Below are 23,215 nucleotides of genomic sequence, written 5' to 3' on the forward strand. Positions count from 1 at the left end.
TTAATTCCCCTTTCTTTTCTTCAGCTTGGAGAGAACCTTGTTTAACGCAGTTTGACTCAGGTCTGCATCCTCGAAGTCTTCGGCTTTATAGCTTTGCTTTTCCGCTTGTATCAGTGAACGCAGGATTTCCGTGAAATGATGGGCGAAAGTCTCTACGCTCGCTTCGCTATGCAATGTCTCGCTGTAGAGGAAGCTAAGGTTCAGCTTGCCTTCTGTGACTACTCCTACCACATCAATCAGATGCGCCCGTCTGTTGTCCGGACTGATGTTGGAGCCTCTTTCTCCTGCCGCAAATCCAAACAGGGAATCTCCTTCTCCCGCCTGATTGAATTGTCCCAGATAGTTGAAGCTAATCGGTGGTTGCGGAATAGCCGCTAGCTTTTCGGACACCTCGTTATCTTTCGTCAGGTAGCGCAGGATGCCATATCCAAGGCCTTTGTTCGGAATTTGTTGTAGCTTCTCTTTGACTATTACCAGCGCATTTTCCTGAGACATGTTCTGATCCAGTCGAATCAGGAGTGGATACATGGACGTAAACCAGCCGACTGTACGGGATAGATCGACCTCCGAGAACAATTCTTCACGACCGTGACCTTCAAGGTTGACTAGCAGGGATTGTTCTCCCGTCCATTTGGCATGTGCCAATGCTAACGCGGTCAATAGGACATCATTAATTTGCGCGCGGTAACGGGACGGTACTTTCTGCAGCAGGGTTTCTGTCTCTTCTTCCTCCATAGAAATCGTAATCGTCCGGCAGTTTCCTTCTGTGTTCAACTCACCGTCATGGATTGGCGGTGTAAAGGACACCATCTCGTCTGCTGCAGCTATCCAGTACTCCCTTTCAGCGACAATATGTTCAGAAGATGCGTACTCATTCATTTTTTCTGCCCATGCTTTGTAGGAGGTTGTCTTTGCTGGCAATTGAATCTCTGCTCCCTCCGCAGCCTGCCTATATGCCGTTTGCAAGTCTTCGATCAGCACTCGCCACGATACGCCGTCTACCACCAAATGGTGGATGACAATCAGCAAACGGCCCGGTCGATCATACCCGAGATCGAAGTACACGATCTTCATGAGTGGTCCGTTTTCCAAATTCAGGCTCGCTTGTGCTTGGTGTGAAAGTTTCTCGATTTTTCTCATGTGCTGAGCTGGCGAGATGATGCTAAGATCCTCCACGATGAGCGGTACTTCCGAATCGACTTCTACGTGTGTCTGCTTCCACTGTCCATCTGTGTAGGCATAACGCAGGCGGAGTGCGTCGTGGTGAACGATCAGGTCGGTAATGGCTTCTCCCAGATGCTCTTCGTCCAATTGTTCGTTCACTTGCAGGAGCATTGATTGGTTCCAGTGATGTGGTGTTGGTTGCTCTTGCTCGAAGAACCATTTTTGGATCGGCAATAGTGGAGCTTCACCTGTTACCATTCCTTGCTCTGCTTCCATTTTCGTGCTTTGGCCTGCAACCTTTGCCAACTCTGCGATCGTTTGATGGTCAAAAAGATTCTTCGGAGTGAGATGGATGCCAGCTTTGTTTGCACGCGCGACGATCTGAATGCTGAGGATGGAGTCTCCCCCAAGCTCAAAAAAGTTATCGTGAATGCCAATGCGATCCATTCGCAGAACGGCGCACCAGATTTCCGTCAGTCTTTGTTCGATGAGGTTGGTAGCCTCTGTAAACGAATCAACATCTTGGCTGCGTTCATAGACAGGGACAGGAAGTGCTTTTCTGTCTACTTTTCCGTTTGGCGTAAGCGGCAATTCATCCAGCATGACGAAAGCGGAAGGAACCATATAATCCGGAACATGTGCTTTGAAGTGTTGGCGCAGTTCAGCTATGTCAACCTCTTGCTCCGCTTGCTTGACCGCGTAAGCGACGAGCTGTTTCTTGCCCGGTTCATCTTCGCGGACAATGACGACGGATGCGGCAAGAGCAGGGTGTTTGGCTAAAACGGACTCTACTTCACTCAGCTCGATGCGGAATCCGCGGATTTTTACCTGATTGTCGATTCGGCCGATGAATTCGATCAGACCATCTGGCAGGTAACGAACCAAGTCACCAGTCCGATACAGTCGTGCCTGCGGATTGGTTGAGAACGGGTTTGGTACAAAGCGTTCTTCCGTCAAGTCAGGACGATTCAAATATCCTTGCGCCAGACCATCTCCGCCGATGTACAGCTCACCTGTTACCCCAATCGGGACGGGCTGCATTTGACTATCCAGTACGTACACAGTCGTATTCTTGATAGGACGGCCAATCGGGAAAGAACTGATCGACTCAGGCAACTCTGTGACCGGATAGCAGCAGGTGAATGTCGTATTCTCCGTTGGACCGTATCCATTGATAATCGTGATCCCTTCGATTTCCAAGGCTTTTCTTACGTGAGGAACCGAGACGACATCCCCACCAACGAGAAGTTGCCGAACCCCCGTCAAGTACTCTTTGTGATGATCCACCATCAGAGTGAACAGGCCCGCCGTCAGCCAAAGCGTCGTAACCTTATGCGTCTGAATGGCTTGTCCCAGTTCTTCCAGGGAAGGCAGATCAGGCGGCATCAGCACCAGCTTTGCCCCATTCAGCAAGCTGCCCCAAATCTCAAAGGTCGCCGCATCGAATGACACTGTCGATGCTTGCAGGAATATGTCCTGCTCTGTGATCGTCACGTAGTCGGTTTCTTTAACGAGACGGACAATGCCTCGATGGATGACAAGCGTTCCTTTTGGCAACCCGGTAGAACCAGAGGTGTAGATCACGTAAGCGAGACTTTCCGCTGTTGTGTCCAAGTCAGGTGCCAGTTCACTTTCTTCGGCAATCATCGCCCAGTCGCGATCCAGACAAATCACGGTATGCTCTCCAGATGGGAGTGACGGTAGAAGCTGCTCCTGTGTGAGCAAAACAGTGACGTGAGCATCGTCCATCATGTATGCCAGACGTTCTTTTGGATAATCCGAATCGAGCGGTACATAAGCCCCACCAGCTTTGAGAATCCCGAGCACCCCGATCAGCATTTCGAGAGAACGTTTCACGCAGATACCGACAAGTGAACCTGCGCGAACGCCTTGTTTTTGCAGGTAGTTGGCTACTTGGTTGGATCGTGTCTCTAGCTGGGAGTATGTGAGACTCAGGTCTCCCGATACGACTGCAATGCGATTCGGATAACGCATCGCGGTCTGCTGGAACAATTGATCCACGCGTTGATCCCGCGGGTAAGCCGTCGTGGTATCGTTCCATTCCACCAGCAGCTGCTCGCGTTCTGCCTGAGGCAAAAACGGCAATTGGGTAATGGTCTGCTCCGGCATCTGAGCGATGGCTTCGAGTAAGTGATGGAAGTGCTGTGACATGCGTACGATCGTCGTTTCATCAAACAGCGCTGTATTGTACTCAAACGTTGCGATCAATCCGTTTTGTTTTTCTGCCATCGTCAACGTCAGGTCGTATTTGGCCGTGACGAGGTGTTTGTCCATATCGAATTCCGATACGCGAATGCCAGCCTTTTCGTCTAAGTCTAGCTGGAAGTTTTGGAGGACAAACATGACTTGGAACAGCGGCGAGTAGCTGAGACTACGCTCTAGCGCCAGTTCATCGACCAATTTTTCGAAAGGAAGATCCTGATGGGCATAGGCTTCTAGCGACGTCTCCTTTACTCTTGCCAGCAAGTCACGGAATGTCGGCTCCCCTGACATATCCGTACGCAGCACCAATGTATTAATGAAGAATCCAATCATTTGTTCCGTCTCTGGTCTATTGCGTCCTGCGACAGGGCTTCCGACGAGGATGTCTTCCTGTCCACTGTAGCGGTAGAGCAAAGTTTGGAAGGCTGCCAGCAAGGTCATGAACAGCGTCGATTCTTCTTTACGGCTAAGTGCTTGTAATTTGTCGAGAAGTTCACCTGCGAGCGTCGTTGAATAAATCGCTCCCTCGTACGTTTGTACAGCAGGACGTGAACGGTCTGTCGGCAAGGTGAGAAGCGGTTCCGCACCACTTAATTTTTCACTCCAGTACGAAAGCTGTTCGTCTAATACCGAACCCTGGAGCCACTCGCGTTGCCAAGCCGCGTAGTCGGCATACTGCACAGGTAAATCAACTAAGGCTGGTATGTCGTTTTGGCTAATCGCTTCGTAGATGGTGAACCATTCGCGAATGAATACTCCCATCGACCAACCGTCAGAGATGATGTGATGCATGTTCAAAAGGAAGACCGTTTCTTGCTCGCTTATGCGAATCAAGGTGGTACGGAACAACGAACCTTCGCTCAGGTTGAATGGCGTAGCTGCCTCTCTTCCTGCCAAACGCTGTGTTTCTGCTTCACACTCGTCCGCTGGTAGCTCCCGCAAGTCGATGACACGTAACTGCTGCTCTTGGTAAGGATGTATGATTTGCACGGCTTGCCCATCTACGTGGTCAAAGGTTGTCCGCAAGCTTTCATGGCGCTGGATCAGTACCTGCAAGCTCTTGTTCCAAGCCTCCATATTCAGGTCCCCGTGCAATCGAATCGCTAACGGGATGTTGTACAAGGCGCTGTCTGGCATCAGACGATCCAGGAACCACAGGCGCTGCTGTGCAAAGGACAGTGGTAGATGACCTTCCCGTGAAACAGGTTCGATCGAGGCACCTGTTTCTTGCAAAAAGCTACCGAGTACTTCGGACAGTTCTGCAACGGTTGGGTTTTCGAACAGAGTCCGGATAGGTACTTCTCCTGCAAACATGTCACGAAGACGGGAAATAACCCGTGTCGCTAAGAGAGAATGTCCGCCAAGCTCGAAGAAGTTGTCATGAATCCCGACTTTTTCGATGCCGAGCACGTGCGACCAGATCGCGGCGACCAGCTCCTCTGTTTGGTTGCGTGGCGCTACATATTCTTGTGTAGAAGCCATCTGCCCCCACTCCGGCTCTGGCAGTTGCTTCCGGTCGATCTTGCCGTTCGGTGTGAGCGGCATAGCTTCCAGCCAGACAAAGACGGATGGAACCATAAACTCCGGCAATTTTGCTTTTGCCCAGACAGCAAAGTCAGTAGCCTCTTCCCTATTTTCCTCTTTTGTCGTAACATACGCCGCCAGACGTTTGTCACCCAGCTGGTCTTCTCTTGCCATCACCACGGCTTCCTTGACAGCCGGATGGGTGCGAAGGACAGCCTCCAACTCCCCTAACTCGATCCGATAGCCGCGAATCTTCACCTGATGATCAATCCGACCCAGATACTCGATTTGTCCATCTGGGAGATAACGGACCAAGTCACCGGTGCTGTACATCCGTGCATGCGGGTCAGCGTGGAATGGGTTGGACAAGAATCGTTCTGCTGTCAGCTCTGGGCGATTCAGGTACCCGCGCGCCAATCCTTCCCCGCCAAGATACAGTTCTCCAGGTAAGCCCAACGGTACAGGCTGCAGGTTGGCATCGAGAATATACGCTTGTGTATTGGACAAAGGACGGCCAATCGTCGGTTCTGACGTCGCGCCTTTGGTGACCTGCACATATGTGGAGTAGGTCGTATCTTCAGACGGACCATAGAGATTAAAGACTTTTTCCACATGCTCCAGTGCATATAGACTTTGCGCCAATGTGTTTGGCAGTGGCTCTCCAGCCAGGTTGACCACTCGTACCGTGGACGGGATCGCGTTCATCCGCACCAGTTCTTTGGCCGCCGATGGAACGGTATTGATTAAGGTCACCTCGTTGGCTGCTGGCAGGCTCGGTACATGCAAGGCGTTGTCAGCCAGGATGACTTTCCCGCCGTAGCTTAAGGTCACGAATATTTCATAGACAGACAGGTCGAAGCAGATAGAAGTAGAGGCGAGCACCCCACTCATTTCTTCAGCCGAAAAGACGGTTTTCGCCCAAGCGATAAAGGCAATGACACTACTGTGCTGAATCGCTACCCCTTTGGGCAGACCTGTCGAGCCTGAGGTGTAAATGACATAGGAGAGGTTCGTTGGCTCTACCAGACTAAGCAGGTTCTCTTCGCTTTGCTCCGCGATAGGCTCCCAGTCACGATCCAGGCAGATCACTTGTGCGGTATGTTCAGGCAGCATCGGTAGCAGGCTTCCTTGGGTCAACAGGATCGCCGCTTGCGAATCCTCCAACGTATAGCCGATTCTCTCCTGTGGATAGGCGGGATCAATCGGTACATACGCGCCGCCAGCTTTGAGAATTCCCATCATCGCTACGATCATCTCAGTCGTACGTTCCATGAGAACAGCGACCAAGACCTCTGGACCGATCCCTTGCGCCCGCAGATAGTGAGCCAACTGGTTTGCTCGGCGGTTCAGCTCGGCGTACGTCAGTCTTTCTTCTCCGACGATTAAAGCCTCCGCATCCGGTGTAGCGACTACTTGTGCTTCAAACAGCTGGTGCACCACTGTGTCACGAGCATATTCCGTTTCCGTCGCGTTCCATTCGACTAACAGCTTGTGGCGTTCCTCGTCCGTAATAAATGAAAGTGTAGTCAACGGTTGTTCCGCTTGGGCAGTTAGGGCATGTAGAACCTGTGACATCTGTTCTAATACCTTACCAATCACTTCCGGATCAAAACGTCCTTGCTCATAGATCAATTTGAGAGCAAGTTCATCGCCAGGAGCCGCCACCAATGTCAATGGGTAATTGGTTTGCTCCACTGCTTGGACTTCACTCAGCGACACTCCGGAATCTGAATCCTCACTTGTACTGTTCAGGTAGTTCTCAAAAACGAGAATACTGTCGAACAACGATTGTCCATGTGGGACCTCGCTCCAGCCTTGGACGTCTACAAGTGGTGTGTATTCGTACTGGCGGATGTCTAATTGTGTCTTTTGCAAGTGTTGTAACCATTCCTGTATCGTTTGGCTTGGGTCAAACACGACGCGGACAGGTAGCGTATTAATAAACAGTCCTACCATGTTTTCCACTCCTGGCAGGTCTGCTGGACGACCAGAAACTGTCGTTCCAAAGACAACATCGTCTGATCCGCTGTAACCACTCAGGATGAGTGCCCATGCCCCTTGCACCAACGTATTTATCGTCAACTGCTGCTTGCGGGCAAAAGCTTGCAGGTGGGCCGTTACTTCCTTGGATAAGGAAACGGTTCGATCTCTGTAGGCTTTAGGCTGTATGGCATGACTGCCTGCTTTTCCCATAGCAAGTGGTGTTGGCTCGTAGAAGCCTTTTAACTGCTCGCGCCAATAGCGCTCCGCAACTTGTTTATCTTGCTTATTGAGCCATGCGATATAGCGGCTGAATGGTTGGACTGCTTCTAATTTTTCTTCTTCGCCTTTATCGATCGCTTGGTAACTTGCCTGCCAATCTTGCAAGACAAGTGGCATACTCCAGCCATCTAGCAAGATATGATGGAAGCTCCATAAGAAGCGATACGTATTGTCGTTCGTGCAAAACAATGTCCAACGCATCAATGGCGCCTGATTAAACGGGAAGTTTCTCACCCGGTCTTTTTCCATGTACGACTGGATTTCAGCTTCCTGCTTATCGACATCCACATGGCGTAGGTCGATTTTTTCGACGCTTACTTTAACTTGTTTTCGGACGATTTGATGCGGTTGTTCCAATCCTTCCCAGATAAAGGAGGTACGAAGAATCGAATGGCGGTCGACTATTTTCTGCCATGCTTGCTCGAATACTTCCAAGCTAATATCTCGCACTGTCATGAGGAACTGTACAACATAATCGCCGCCCTCTTGTTCATACAGGGAGTGGAACAGCATCCCCTCTTGCAGTGGTGTCAGCGCATATACACTTTCGATCTGCCGATCCGAAGCGATGTATTTGTCGATTGACTGCTGATTTAGGTTAGCCAGCGGGAAGTCTGACGGTGTGTAGCCGATTTCATCTGCCGCTTGCGTGTAAGACATAATCTCCCGCAGTGCTGCCATGTAATCATCAGCAACCGTTGCAATCGTCTGTTCGTCATGGATGTTTTCGTTGTACAACCAAGTGACGTGTAGCTGATCTCCTGTAACCGCACTAATGATATCTAACAAGTTCCCTCGAATGGAATCAGGGGCAAGATTGGCTCCACTGCATTCAGATGCTATGCCAAACGTAGAGGAAACCGCCACCGTCTGATCAAATTGCCCGAGGTAGTTGAAGCTGATTTGCGGTTTCGGTTGGGCGTTCAGTTGGTGTTGTAGTTCAAGATCATCGCATAGATAGCGCAAAATTCCATAGCCGACACCCTTATTTGGAATCTGGCGGAGCTGTTCCTTGACTGCCTTCAGCGTATGTCCCCAAGGTTTTTCTTGCTCGGTAGAAATCTGTATCGGGTACATACTTGTGAACCAGCCAACCGTACGGGATAAATCTGCTCCCTCGATAATCTCCTCGCGTCCATGTCCTTCCAGAGTTACGACCATCGTCTCTTTTCCTGTCCATCGATTCAGCGCTTTTGCCAAGGAAGCAAGCAATACGTCATTGATTTGCAGACGGTAGGAAGGGAGCGTTTCGTGAAGCAAGTTGCGCGTCTCTTCGGCGGTCAGCGTAAGTGTAATCTGTTTCGTGGATGCCTCGGTGTTTTGAGCTGGCTCATACGTACGGTCGACAGGAAGTGGATCCACTTCATACGCTTGATTTGCCCAAAAGGCTTTTTCCTTTTCGAGCGCATCAGAGTTGGCATAAGCGTGTAACTGTCCCGCCCATGCTTTAAACGAGGTCGTTTTGGACGGGAATTGCAACGCCTGACCATTTACAGCTTGCTCATAGGCCAACTGCAAGTCTTCCAGCAAAATGCGCCAAGATACCCCGTCGACTACCAAGTGATGAACAACGAGCAGGAGTCGTCCCGCGCGTTCTTTTCCAAGGTGGAAGTACACAGCTCGGAACACAGGCCCTTCTGTGATATTCAGACTCGCTTGCATCTCGCCTGCAATTTCTTCCAGTCGCGCGAATTGCTCCTCTGATGAGAGATCAGCCAAATCAACCAAATGGAAAGGTACAGGTTCGCCTAAGCCCTCGATGTGTTGTGACCATAAACCGTCGTTGTTGGTATAACGCATGCGTAAAGCATCATGGTGTGCAAGCAACTCGGTAATGGCACGCTCCAATGCGTTCGTATCAACCGGTTCCTCGACTGTCAACAAGAAGGATTGATTCCAGTGATGGATAGACGGTTGATTTGCGGCAAAGAACCACTTCTGAATTGGCGTAAGCAACACATTTCCGGTCACGAGGCCTTGTTCCGCCAGTTGAATAGCATTTTCCCCGTTTCCAGTTGTTGAAACGAGAGCTGCCAGTTCAGCGATTGTTTGGTTTTCAAAGATCTGTTTAGGTGTAAGACGAATCCCTGCTTGGTTAGCCCGAGAGACGATTTGGATACTCAGGATCGAGTCCCCTCCGAGTTCGAAGAAGTTGGAATGGATACTGATTTCTTCGATTCTGAGAACGTCTTGCCAAATCTCAGACAGTTTGCGTTCGATAAAGGTATGTGGTGCAACGTAGTCCCCATCACTTGTGTTCGCATAGTCAGGTTTTGGCAGGGCCCGGCGGTCTACTTTCCCGTTTGGCGTAAGCGGCAATTCATCCAGCATGACGAAAGCAGATGGCACCATATAATCTGGAACATGTGCTTTGAAGTGTTGGCGCAGTTCGGTTGTGTCTAATTCTTGCTCCGCTTCCTTGACCGCATAAGCGACGAGCTGTTTCTTGCCCGGCTCATCTTCGCGGACAATGACGACGGATGCGGCAAGAGCAGGGTGTTTGGCTAAAACGGACTCTACTTCACTCAGCTCGATGCGGAATCCGCGGATTTTTACCTGATTGTCGATTCGGCCGATGAATTCGATCAGACCATCTGGCAGGTAACGAACCAAGTCACCAGTCCGATACAGTCGTGCCTGCGGATCAGTTGAGTACGGGTTTGGTACAAAGCGCTCTTCCGTCAAATCAGGACGATTCAAATATCCTTTTGCCAAACCATCTCCGCCGATGTACAGTTCACCTGTTACGCCAATCGGGACGGGCTGCATGTTGCTATCCAGTACGTACACAGTCGTATTCTTGATGGGACGGCCAATTGGGAAAGAACTGATCGTCTCTGGCAACTCCGTGACTGGATAGCAGCAGGTGAATGTCGTGTTCTCCGTTGGACCGTATCCGTTGATAATCGTGACCCCTTCGATTTCCAAGGCTTTTCTTACGTGAGGAACCGAGACGACATCTCCACCAACGAGTAGTTGCCGAACTCCTGTCAGGTACTCTTTGTGATGATCCACCATCAGTGTGAACAGTCCCGCCGTCAGCCAAAGCGTCGTAACCTTGTGCGTCTGAATGGCTTGTCCCAGTTCTTCCAGGGAAGGCAGGTCAGGCGGCATCAGCACCAGCTGTGCCCCATTCAGCAAGCTGCCCCAAATCTCAAAGGTCGCCGCATCGAATGACACTGTCGATGCTTGCAGGAAAACGTCCTGCTCTGTGATCGTCACGTAGTCGGTTTCTTTAACGAGACGGACAATGCCTCGATGGATGACAAGCGTTCCTTTTGGCAACCCGGTAGAACCAGAGGTGTAGATCACGTAAGCGAGACTTTCCGACGTTGTATCAATGTCAGGTGCCAGTTCACTTTCTTCGGCAATCATCGCCCAGTCGCGATCCAGACAAATCACGCTATGCTCTCCAGATGGGAGTGACGGTAGAAGCTGCTCCTGCGCGAGCAAAACAGTGACGCGAGCGTCGTCCATCATGTATGCCATACGTTCTTTCGGATAATCCGAATCGAGCGGTACATAAGCGCCACCAGCTTTGAGAATCCCAAGCACCCCGATCAGCATTTCGAGAGAACGCTTCACGCAGATACCGACGAGTGAACCTGCGCGAACGCCTTGTTTTTGCAGGTAGTTGGCTACTTGGTTGGCTCGTGTCTCTAGCTGGGAGTATGTGAGACTCTGGTCTCCCGATACGACTGCAATGCGATTCGGGTAACGCATCGCGGTCTGCTGGAACAATTGATCCACGCGTTGATCCCGCGGGTAAGCCGTCGTGGTATCGTTCCATTCCACCAGCAGCTGCTCCCGTTCTGCCTGAGGCAAAAACGGCAATTGGGTAATGGTCTGCTCCGGCATCTGAACGATGGCCTCGAGTAAGTGATAGAAGTGCTGTGACATGCGTACGATCGTCGTTTCATCAAACAGCGCTGTATTGTACTCAAACGTTGCGATCAATCCGTTTGGTCTTTCAGCCATGGTCAACGTCAGGTCGTATTTGGCCGTGACGAGGTGTTTGTCCATATCGAATTCCGATACGCGAATGCCAGCCTTTTCGTCTAAGTCTAGCTGGAAGTTTTGGAGGACAAACATGACTTGGAACAACGGCGAGTAGCTGAGACTACGCTCTAGCGCCAGTTCATCGACCAATTTTTCAAACGGAAGATCCTGATGGGCATAGGCTTCTAGCGCCGTCTCCTTCACTCTTGCCAGCAAGTCACGGAATGTCGGTTCCCCTGACATTTCCGTACGCAGCACCAATGTATTAATGAAGAAACCGATGAGCGACTCAGTCTCCTCCCAATTCCGTCCTGCAACCGGGCTTCCGACGAGGATGTCTTCCTGTCCACTGTAGCGGTAGAGCAAAGTCTGGAAGGCAGCCAGTAAGGTCATGAACAGCGTCGATCCTTCTTCACGGCTGAGCATATTCAACTTTGCTAACAGTTCAGCTGGAAGCGTAATGGTATACATCGCTCCCATGTGGCTTTGAACGGCTGGACGCGGACGATCTGTCGGCAATGCCAAAAGTGGTTCGGCATCGATTAGCTTTTCTTTCCAGTACGCTAGCTGTTGCGTAAGCACATCTTCTTCCATCCACTTCCGTTGCCATACAGCGTAATCGGCGTACTGCAATGTCAGATCAGCTAACACAGGTTCTTTGCCGTGAACAAATGCTTCGTACAGTGCTCTCATTTCTTTGATGAAAATACCGATAGACCAGCCATCGAAAATAATATGGTGCATGTTAAATAAGAAGACGGCTTCTTGATCGCTTATGCGAATCAAGGTGGTACGGAACAACGGACCTTCGCTCAGGTTGAATGGCGTAGCTGCCTCTATTCCTGCCAAACGCTGTGTTTCTGCTTCGCACTCGTCCGCTGGTAGCTCTCGCAAGTCGATGACACGTAGCGACTGCTCTTGGTAAGGGTGAATGATTTGTACGGCTTGCCCTTCCACGTGGCTAAAGGTTGTCCGCAAGCTTTCGTGGCGTTGGATCAGTACCTGCAAGCTTTTGTTCCAAGCCTCGATATCCAGATACCCGTGCAAACGCATTGCTGACGGGATGTTGTACAAGGCGCTGTCTGGCATCAGACGATCCAGGAACCACAGGCGCTGCTGCGCAAAGGACAGTGGTAGATGACCTTCCCGTGAAACAGGTTCGATCGAAGCTCCTGCTGTTTCTTGCAAAAGGCTTCCGAGTGCTTCGGACAGTTTTGCAATGGTTGGGTTTTCGAACAGAGTCCGGATAGGTACTTCGCCTGCAACCATGTCACGAAGGCGGGAAATAACCCGTGTCGCTAAGAGAGAATGTCCGCCAAGCTCGAAGAAGTTGTCATGAATCCCGACTTTTTCGATGCCGAGCACGTGCGACCAGATCGCGGCGACCAGCTCCTCTGTTTGGTTGCGTGGCGCTACATACTCTTGTGTAGAAGCCATCTGCCCCCACTCCGGCTCTGGCAGCTGCTTCCGGTCGATCTTGCCGTTCGGTGTGAGCGGCATAGCGTCCAGCCAGACAAAGACGGATGGAACCATAAACTCCGGCAATTTTGCTTTTGCCCAGACGGCTAAGTCAGTGCCCTCTTCCCTACTCTCCTCTTTTGTCGTCACATACGCCGCCAGACGTTTGTCACCCAACTGGTCTTCTCTTGCCATCACCACGGCTTCCTTGACAGCCGGATGGGTGCGTAGAACAGCCTCCAACTCCCCTAACTCGATCCGATAGCCGCGAATCTTCACCTGATGATCAATCCGGCCCAGATACTCGATTTGTCCATCTGGGAGATAACGGACCAAGTCACCGGTGCTGTACATCCGTGCATACGGGTCAGCGTGGAATGGATTGGACAAGAATCGTTCTGCGGTCAGCTCTGGACGATTCAGGTACCCACGAGCCAATCCTTCCCCGCCAAGATACAGTTCTCCAGGTAAGCCCAACGGGACAGGCTGCAGGTTGGCATCGAGAATATAGGCTTGTGTATTGGACAAAGGACGGCCAATCGTCGGTTCAGCTGTCGCGTCTTTGATCACCTGTACATACGTGGAGTAGGTCGTATCTTCAGACGGACCGTAAAGATTAAAGACTTTTTCCACATGCTCCAATGCATATAGACTTTGCGCCAATGTGTTTGGCAGTGGCTCTCCAGCCAGGTTGACCACTCGTACCGTCGACGAGATCGCGTTCATCCGCACCAGTTCTTTGGCCGCCGATGGAACGGTATTGATTAAGGTCACCTCGTTGGCTGCTGGCAGGCTCGGCAAATGCAAGGCGTTGTCAGCCAAGATGACTTTCCCGCCGTAGGCTAAGGTCACGAATATTTCATAGACAGACAGATCGAAGCAGATGGAAGTGGAGGCGAGCACCCCACTCATTTCTTCAGCCGAAAAGACGGTTTTCGCCCAAGCGATGAAGGCAATGACACTACTGTGCTGGATTGCTACCCCTTTAGGCAGACCTGTCGAGCCCGAGGTGTAGATGACATAGGAAAGGTTGGTTGGCTCCACCAGATTAAGCAGGTTCTCTTCGCTTTGCTCCGCGATCTGCTCCCAGTCACGATCCAGGCAGATCACTTGTGCGGTATGTTCAGGCAGCATCGGTAGCAGGCTTCCTTGGGTCAGCAGGATCGCCGCTTGCGAATCCTCCAACGTATAGCCGATTCTCTCCTGTGGATAGGCGGGATCAATCGGTACATACGCGCCGCCAGCTTTGAGAATTCCCATCATCGCTACGATCATCTCAGTCGTACGTTCCATGAGAACAGCGACCAAGACCTCTGGACCGATCCCTTGCGCCCGCAGATAGTGAGCCAACTGGTTTGCTCGTCGGTTCAGCTCCGCGTACGTCAGTCTTTCTTCTCCGACGATTAAAGCCTCCGCATCCGGTGTAGCGACTACTTGTGCTTCAAACAGCTGGTGCATCACCGCGTCACGAGTATATTCCGTTTCCGTTGCATTCCATTCGACTAACAGCTTGTGGCGTTCCTCGTCTGTGATGAATGAAATGGCAGAAAGATGATCCGTAGGCTGAGCCATCATTGATTCTAATACTTTGATCAATTGAGCCAATACCTTATCCATGGTGATCTGCTCGAATCGATTTGTTTCATAAATCAGCTTGAGCAATAGCTCTTCGCCAGGCGCAGCCACCAATGTCAATGGATAGTTCGTCTGCTCAACTGCTTTGATTGCATTTAGCGACATGTCTGTATCAGACTGTGTTTTTGTACCGGACATGTAGTTTTCGAAAACGAGTATACTGTCAAACAACGCCTGTCCAAGCGGCACTTCGCTCCAGCTTTGAATGTCAACGAGCGGCGTGAACTCGTACTGACGTATCTCACTCTGTTCCTGTTGGATGTTCTGCAGCCAGTCGATCACCGTCATTTGTTCCGAGAAAAGTACACGAACAGGCAGCGTATTGATAAACAGACCCACCATGGAGTCCACTCCACGCAAATCTGTAGGACGTCCCAGGTTGGTTGTCCCAAATACCACTTCCGACTCACCTGCGTAGCGACTTAAAATCAACGCCCACGCTCCTTGAACCAGCGTATTCATCGTCAGTTGATGCCTGCGGGCAAAAGATTGCAGACTCGCAGTTGTTTCCTTCGATAAAAGAATCATTTGATCTGCGTATTCTTTTTGTTGTTCAACCCTTCCACCCGGTTTCCCCATGCTAAGGGGAGTTGGTATGCGGAAGCCCCGCAGGTGATTTCGCCAATACTGCTCGGATGCCTCAAGACTCTGCTGCTTTAACCAGGCAATATAAGAGGAAAACGGAGGGGCGACAGGCAGTTTTGCTTCGATACCATTAACGGATGCCTGATAAAATGCCAGCCAATCGTTTAACACGATCGGTGTACTCCAACCATCCAACAACATATGGTGAAAGCTCCATACGAGCTGACTGGTTTTCGAATCGAGACGAATCAACGCCCAACGCATCAATGGCGGGTAAGCGAGATCAAAGCCTAGCTTCCGATCTTGTTCGAGATAGGTTTGTAAGTTCGCTTCTTGCTTTTCTTTCGTTAAGTGACTCCAGTCCAGTTGTTCGACATGTGCTTTGACTTTTGTATGAACGACCTGATGCGGTTTCTCTAATCCGCTCCATAAGAAGGAGGTTCGGAGGATGGCATGTCGCTCGACAACTTTTTGCCATGCTTCTGAAAACATCGCCACATTCAAATGATCCAAATTCACGACCAGTTGAACGACGTAGTCCCCGCCTGCATGCTCATAAAGAGAGTGGAACAGCATCCCCTCTTGTAACGGGGTGAGCGTGTAAATGTTCTCGATCAGACGATTGTTTCCGATGAACTTGTCGAGGCTTTTTTGATCCAACTCCGCCAACGGGAAATCGGAAGGTGTATAGCCACCTGCCTCTTCAGAGCGGCAATGGGCAATGATCGCTTGCAATGATTGCACATAGTCACGAGCAAGCTCTTCAATCGTTTGTTGTTCATACATATCGCCGCTGTACGTCCAGGTCATTTCTAACTGATCTCCCGCCACCATGCTCTGGAAATCAAGTTTATGGAGTCGGGCTTCATCCTTGCTCAGATTGGATGCTGACCAGTTCGGAATGATCTGGAACAAGGAAGCATCAGCCGTTTGATCCTGATCAAATTGTCCTAAATAATTGAAGCTAATCTCAGGTTGCGGATAAGTTTTCAAGGTATTTATCGTTTGTTCATCTTTGCTTAAATAACGATGAATGCCGTAGCCAATCCCTTTGTCAGGAATCGTGCGCAATTGTTCTTTGATTGATTTGATCAGGGATCTCCAAGTTGTCTTTGGCTCCATTTCCAGCAAGACCGGGTACATGCTTGTGAACCAGCCTACTGTACGAGAAATGTCCACGCCATCGATGATCTCTTCGCGCCCGTGTCCCTCAACGGAAATATAGAGTGCCTTTTGCCCCGTCCAGTTGTTATATGCGCGGATCAAAGCACTGAGTAACACATCGTTAATTTGAGTGCGGTAAGCGGCTGGCACCTCCTGCAACAAGGCACGAGTCTCTTCCGCGCCCAGCTTTACCTTTAGTTGTACGGCCAGACTTTCTGTGTTCTTTCCATTCGGATGGTCAACAGGCAGATTGAATACTTGACTTGTATCCAGATTCGCCCAGTATTCGTCGACTACGCTTTGCTGAGCATACTGTGTCAACTGTTCCGACCAACGCTTGAAAGAAGTCGTCTTCTGAGGCAAATTCAGCTGTTGCAACCCTGTCAATTGTTGATAGGCCGTTTGTAAGTCTTCCAGAATAATTCGCCAGGAAACGCCATCGACAGCGAGATGATGAATCGCAATGAACAGACGCTGTTTGGCCTCGCATTGGAAGTATGCAGCACGAAGCAATGGTCCTTTTTCGATATGCAGACTTTCTTGTAGCTCGTCTGCGATGGCTTGCATTTGCTCCTCTATTTCCGTCTCAAGCACAGCCGTCAAATCTACTACCTGAAACACGTCCTCATCCGAAACGACATCATGATATTGCTCCCATTTTCCATTGACGTTCCGAAAACGCAGGCGCAAGGCATCATGGTGAGCAAGAATCGTCGCAAAAGCTTTTGCCAGCATACTTGCATCCATTTCTTCACGCACAGCAAGCATGACTGATTGGTTCCAGTAGTTGATATTGCAAATTTCCTGCTCAAAGAACCACGTCTGAATGGGCGTCAGAGGCAAGTCGCCTGTAACAACACCCTGCTCCATATGCAGTTGTGGTGCATCCTCTAGAACAGCTACACTTGCGGCCAATTCTGCCAATGTTTGAGAGTCAAACAAGTGCTTTGGTGTAAATCGGATACCCGCCTGATTGGCACGCGACACAATTTGAATAGTCAGAATCGAGTCGCCGCCCAGTTCGAAAAAGTTATCGTGAATCCCGATTGACTCTACACCTAGAACTCCTTGCCAGATTTCGGCCAGCTTGCGTTCTATTTCCGTTTCTGGGGCAACAAAGCAGTCTTCCCATTGGGCTCGCAAGGCATCGGGTACCGGCAGAGCACGGCGATCTACTTTTCCGTTTGGAGTAAGAGGTAGGGCATCCATCAGTATGATGAGAGATGGCACCATGTAGTCTGGAAGTCTATCTTTCAAAGACTGACGTAATTCATTCGTCTGTACCTCTTCTCCCACATGAAGCACGGCATAAGCCACCAGTCGTTTCACTCCAGGCGTCAGATCTTCCCTGACGATCACCACTGCTTCCGAGACCGCTGCATGTGCATACAAAGCCGACTCTATTTCCCCCAGCTCAACCCTGAATCCGCGAATGCTTACTTGATCATCAGCGCGTCCAATAAACTCCAAATTACCATCCACCAAATATCGAACCAAGTCGCCAGTGCGATACATCCGTGCCCCTTCATTCGTAGAGAACGGATTGGGTACAAAGCTGGCTTCCGTCAGGTCAGGACGATTCAGATAGCCGCGTGCCAAGCTTTTCCCCGCGATGTAAAGCTCCCCGACAACTCCTACAGGTACAGGCTTTCTGCTTGCGTCGAGTACATAGGCTGATACGTTGTCAATGGGACGTCCAATGGAAGGAGCCGCTTCTCGTTCTCCCTGCACGGGCACGATGCCAGCAGTAGCAACGACAGTATTTTCCGTTGGGCCATATTGGTTTACCAGCGTAAACGGTACATTCGCAGACGGGTATTGGTGCAAGGTATCACCACCCGTCAACATGTAGCGCAATACTGTTTCGGCTGGCCAATTCAAAGTAAGCAGGCTCTCTGCCAATGGCGTTGGTAAAAAGCTTATCGTGATGCCTGATTCGACTAACCAATTACGCAGTTTTTCCGGTACGAGACGAATCTCTTCCTGTGGCAGGCAAATCGTAGCACCCGCGGTCAAATATGGCCAAATCTCCCACACCGAAGCATCAAAAGCTGTACCAGCTATTTGCGATGCACGATCCGCCGCGATTACGTTGTACGCTCGCTGATGCCAATTGACTAGATTCAAGAGTGATCCGTGCTCGATCTCCACTCCCTTTGGCGTTCCTGTAGAACCTGACGTATAGATGACATAGGCGAGTTGTTCTGCTTTGGACGTAACCGCTGGCGCAACCGAACTCATCTCAGCCATGACATGCCAATCTCGATCCAAGCAAAGGAACGTTGCAGCTCCTTCTGGTAATGCACCTACCAACCGCTCTTGGGTTAAGACCAAAGACATCTGTGCGTTCTTGATCATATAAGCGAGTCGTTCTTGCGGGTATGCAGGGTCCATCGGCACATAAGCTGCACCTGCTTTGAGAATCGCGAGTTGACCGATCAACATCTCGATGGAACGCTCCACGCAGATTCCTACCAAGTCTTCCGAGCCAATCCCTTGTTTTAGCAACATATGAGCGAGCTGATTGGCCTTCGCATCCAGGTCTGCATAGGTGATTGCACCTTGCTCACCCGAAACTGCAATTTGATCAGGCAACTTTTGTGCGATCTGGGCAACACGTTCGTGTACGCAAAGATCGCGGGAATAATCAACCTCAGTATCATTCCAACCTACGAGTAGCTGATCTCGTTCCACATCGCCCAACAGCTCAACTTCCGTTATTTTCTGAGTTGGATTGGTCGCAATAGCTTGTAAAAGATTGCGGAAATGCTCTGCCATGCGCTCAATCGTCGTACGATCAAATAGATCTGTACTGTATTCAAACACACCTTTGAATCCGTAATCCTCGTCTTCAATCATGGTGAGAGTCAAATCAAATTTGGTCGTCTTGTTAAGATTGACTTCATTAGGTGTAATGGATATCGTCTCACCTTTACGTACTCCCGTTGACATTCCCTGTACGGAGAAAAGAATCTGGAATAGCGGCGAGTAGCTGAGACTACGTTCAATTTGTAATTCATCGACCAATTTTTCAAAAGGAATATCCTGATTGGCAAAAGCATCAAATGCCGTCTCACGAACACGTCGTAACAGCTCAACGAATGTAGGGTCGCCAGACAGGTCAGTACGAAGAACCAGCATGTTGACAAAGAATCCGATCAGGTTTTCTATTTCCTGATGATTACGTCCCGCAACAGGTGTGCCTATCAGAATATCTGTGCTATGCGTATAGCGGTACATGAAGTGCTTGAATGCCGCTAAGAGCGTCATGAACAGTGTCGCGCCTTCTTGCCGTCCAAGCTCGCGTAGCTTTTGCCCTACTTCACTCGGAACGTAGAAAGAATAATTGTCACCGCGATAGCTTTGCACGACTGTCCGTGGACGATCGGTTGGAAGTGGCAAAAGTGGTTCACTCTGGCCCAGCTTCTTTTTCCAATAGCTGAGCTGCTGCTCCCATACATTGTTTTGCCAGTTCTCCCGTTGCCAGATTGCGTAATCGCGATATTGAATGGGTAAATCGGCAAGCGGTACCTCTGCTTCTTTGACGAATGCTTCATACACTGCGCTTAGCTCGTTCACCAATACATCCATGGACCAACCGTCTGAGATGATGTGATGCATATTCATCCAGAGAATGGACTCTTCTTCCTTCAGTCGGATCAACGCGGCCCGCATCAACGGCCATTGATCCAGTTGGAATGGAGTCGCGCCATCTTCTTCCACCATACTCATCCATCTAGCGTCTTTTTCCGCTGCTGGCATGCCGCGAAGATCAGTGACAGGAAGTGACAAATGTACATTTGTATGAATCACTTGGACCGCTCGTCCTTCTATGTCCATAACCGTTGTTCGAAGGGATTCATGCCGTTTGATGATTTCATTCAAAGCACGTTCCATTGCATTCGTATCGACTGCTCCACGCAGATGGAATCCGACCGGAATGTTGTACATGGCGCTATTCGGGATCAGTCGATCAAGGAACCATAGACGTTGTTGAGCGTAAGACAGCGGTAACTCTTGAGAACTGTCCAAGGAAAACGGCTGGATCGGGCTTTGCTTTATCGGCTCCGCACCTTGGCGAGTGAATTGAATACGTTCAGCTAATTCTGCTACCGTCTGATAGGTAAAAATCTCACGCATCTGAAGCTGGGTCTGAAATACTTTCGATGTACGGGACAGCAATTGTGTCGCTAAAAGCGAATGCCCTCCCAATTCGAAAAAGTTATTGTGAATCCCGACTTGTGATACACCCAGAACCTCCTCCCAAATCCGGGCGAGCAATTCCTCAATCGGATTGCGCGGCGCACTGTACGGGTTGCCTGTTTGCACATTGCCATCTGGGAGTGGCAAAGCTTTGCGATCAATTTTGCCGCTCGAGGTAAGCGGGAACTCTTCCATTTGAATGAAATGAGACGGAATCATGTAATCTGGCAGCGTTTGCCGAAGCAGTGTACGTAAGGAGGCAACCGTCCACACCTGATCGGCGATGATATAGGCGCATAGATACGCTTGTTGGTTATGATCCGTGTGTGCCACTACCACTGCATCGCGAATTGATTCTTCTTCGATCAACCGGCTACGAATTTCGTTCAACTCAATCCGAAAGCCACGAATTTTCACTTGATGGTCGATGCGTCCGAGGTATTCGATGTTTCCATCCTTGCGATAACGAGCCAGGTCGCCTGTACGGTACATGCGTTTGCCTGCTTCAAACGGATGGGGAACAAACTTTTCGTTCGTCAATTCTTCATTATTTAGATAACCCCTCGCCAAACCAGCTCCGGCAATGCATAATTCACCAGGAACTCCGATTGGCTGTAATTGCCCGTATTGATTGACGATATGCATTTGATAGTTCGCCAACGGCTTTCCGATGGGCACAGGATTTTCTATCATGTCTACCTTGAGTGAGTAGCAGGAAGCATAAATGGTAGCTTCTGTCGGACCATAGATGTTCTCCACTTTCACTTCTGGCAATACGTTGTATACTTTTGGCGCAAGATCATTCGGCATTGCTTCCCCGGCAGCCATGATGTATCGCAGTCGGTTTTCCTCTTTACGCCCCTCGAGATACTCGACAAACGGAATGAGCATGGATGGAACAAAATTGACATGAGTTACGTCATAATTTACAACGGTTTCCCAAATTTTGGCAGGATCTTTCTCCGCGCCAGGTTCGAGAATCACCAGTCTGCCGTTGCCGAGAATCCAGCCGAAGATTTCTGCGACAGATACGTCGAAGGTATAGGTCGTTTTTAACAAATACGCATCTTTTTCTTGTAGCGGATATTTCTCTTGCAGTGCGAAGATTTGATTTAATAGGCTCGCATGCTCGATCATGACGCCTTTCGGTTTGCCTGTCGAACCCGATGTATAGATGACGTATGCAAGATTACTCGTTTGGGCTACATTCGCAAGATTACCCGATGCTCCCTGATAAAGCTCATCCGCCTCTAGATCAAAGATCCGATCAGCAAAATCAATTGCCTCTAAAAAGCGTTTTTTTGTAAGAAGCAGCACACTGCCGCTATCCTGCAAAATGTATTCGATGCGTTCCTTCGGATGCGCCGGGTCGATTGGTAAATATGCTCCGCCTGCTTTAAAAATCGCGAGAATGGCAATGATCATTTCCGCTGAGCGTTCTGTGAGCAAGCTGACAATACTTTCTGGTCCGACCCCTTTTGCACGTAAAAATGTAGCAAGTTGATTTGCCTTTTCGTTTAGCTCACGATACGTAAGCTTTTGCTCTCCCATGACCAGCGCAATGTGGTGTGGTTGTTTCTCTGCACGCTCTTCAAAAATTTGGTGAATCAGATAATCAACAGGATAATTGCGATATGTATCATTAAAAGTATGGAGCTGAAGGTGCTTCTCTTCGGAATGTACCACTTCTAGATTTTTCAGAAGGATATCCGGTGTATTTGTCACTTGCGTCATGATAGTCGTGAGTTGTTGGTTGAGGTGTTGGAGTTGCTCTTCCGTAAATACGGATGCATTGTATAGATACGTAACAGTGAGGGTATCGTCTGAGGTGACCATTATGTTTAGGTCGTAGTTGGTTTGTTCAAAAGCATGCAGATTGGTGAGAGTGAATTCTTGGTTATATTGGTTCAGACGGGTCAAAAGCTCTGCGCCCATCGGATAGTTTTGGAACAAAATAATATGATCGATCAGTTGTTGATTTTTCTGAATGTCGGCAAGGGAAAGATAATGATATTTTTCCAGCGAGCTCGACTCTTCTTGTACTTGTTTCACCAGATCAGAAAACGTTTGATTCTCTCTCATCTGAACACGGACAGGTACGGTATTGATGAAAAGTCCAACCATCTGCTCGACGTTCGGGATATCGATTGGACGGCCAGAGACAACCGATCCAAATACAACATCATCGATATTGCTTTGACGCTGCAACATGAGACCCCAAATTGTACGAAAGAGATTGTTTACAGTTACTTGCAATTGTCTTGCGATTTTATTCAATTGGTTCGTCAATGACTGACCAATCGTGAAGACCAGCTCTGCTTGATTGTATTTGATTCCGGTACCTTGCTTTTGAATAAATGTGCTTGGCTCATAGCCGCTTAAATACCGTGACCAGTTGACTTTTGCCTCTTCTGCGTCCTGTTCGCCTAACCAGCTTATGTACTGGCTATACGGATAAACTTGGCCGAGATTTACTGGTCGTCCGTCTTTTAATTGTTGATAGATTTGGAAAAAGTCATGTAACACAATCGGAATGCACCAGCCGTCGAGCAAGATGTGATGGTGACTCCAGATCAGTGTATATGCATCAGAAGAGGTTTGGACAAGAGTAAGTCGAACGAGCACATCTTTTGCCAAATCAAAGTTTTTCTGACGCTCTCTTTTAGCAAAGTCCTCCAAAAAGACGGCTTGCTCGTCTTCAGAGAGGTGTGTGATATCTAGCAACTGAATGTTTGTCTTTCTTTCCTTGAGTACAATTTGTCGCGGCTTTTGAACCTTCTCAAGGATAAAGACAGTCCGGAGAATATCGTGTCGCTCGATCAGCGCGTTTAAGCTTTGTTCGAGAATAGCTGGATCGATGAGTCCTCTAATGGTAAAGCGCAATTGTTCAAAATAGGACTCTGTTCCTTCGTCCAGGAGGGAATGAAATAACATTCCCTCTTGCATTGGAGATAACGGATATATATTGGCGATCTTTTTACTAGACACGTCTGCTCTC

1 protein-coding gene is annotated in these 23,215 nt (G+C 49.5%); it reads right to left on the reverse strand.

Annotated features, from left to right (window positions below; all coding sequences use genetic code 11):
• A complete protein-coding gene (gene lgrB, locus EL268_RS14865) occupies positions 1 to 23,205 on the reverse strand; it encodes a linear gramicidin non-ribosomal peptide synthetase LgrB (protein ID WP_269149403.1) in 23,205 nt (7,734 codons plus the stop codon).
• Positions 23,206 to 23,215: the final 10 nt, after the last annotated feature.

Source organism: Brevibacillus brevis, assembly GCF_900637055.1.
Classification (GTDB): Bacteria; Bacillota; Bacilli; order Brevibacillales; family Brevibacillaceae; genus Brevibacillus; species Brevibacillus brevis.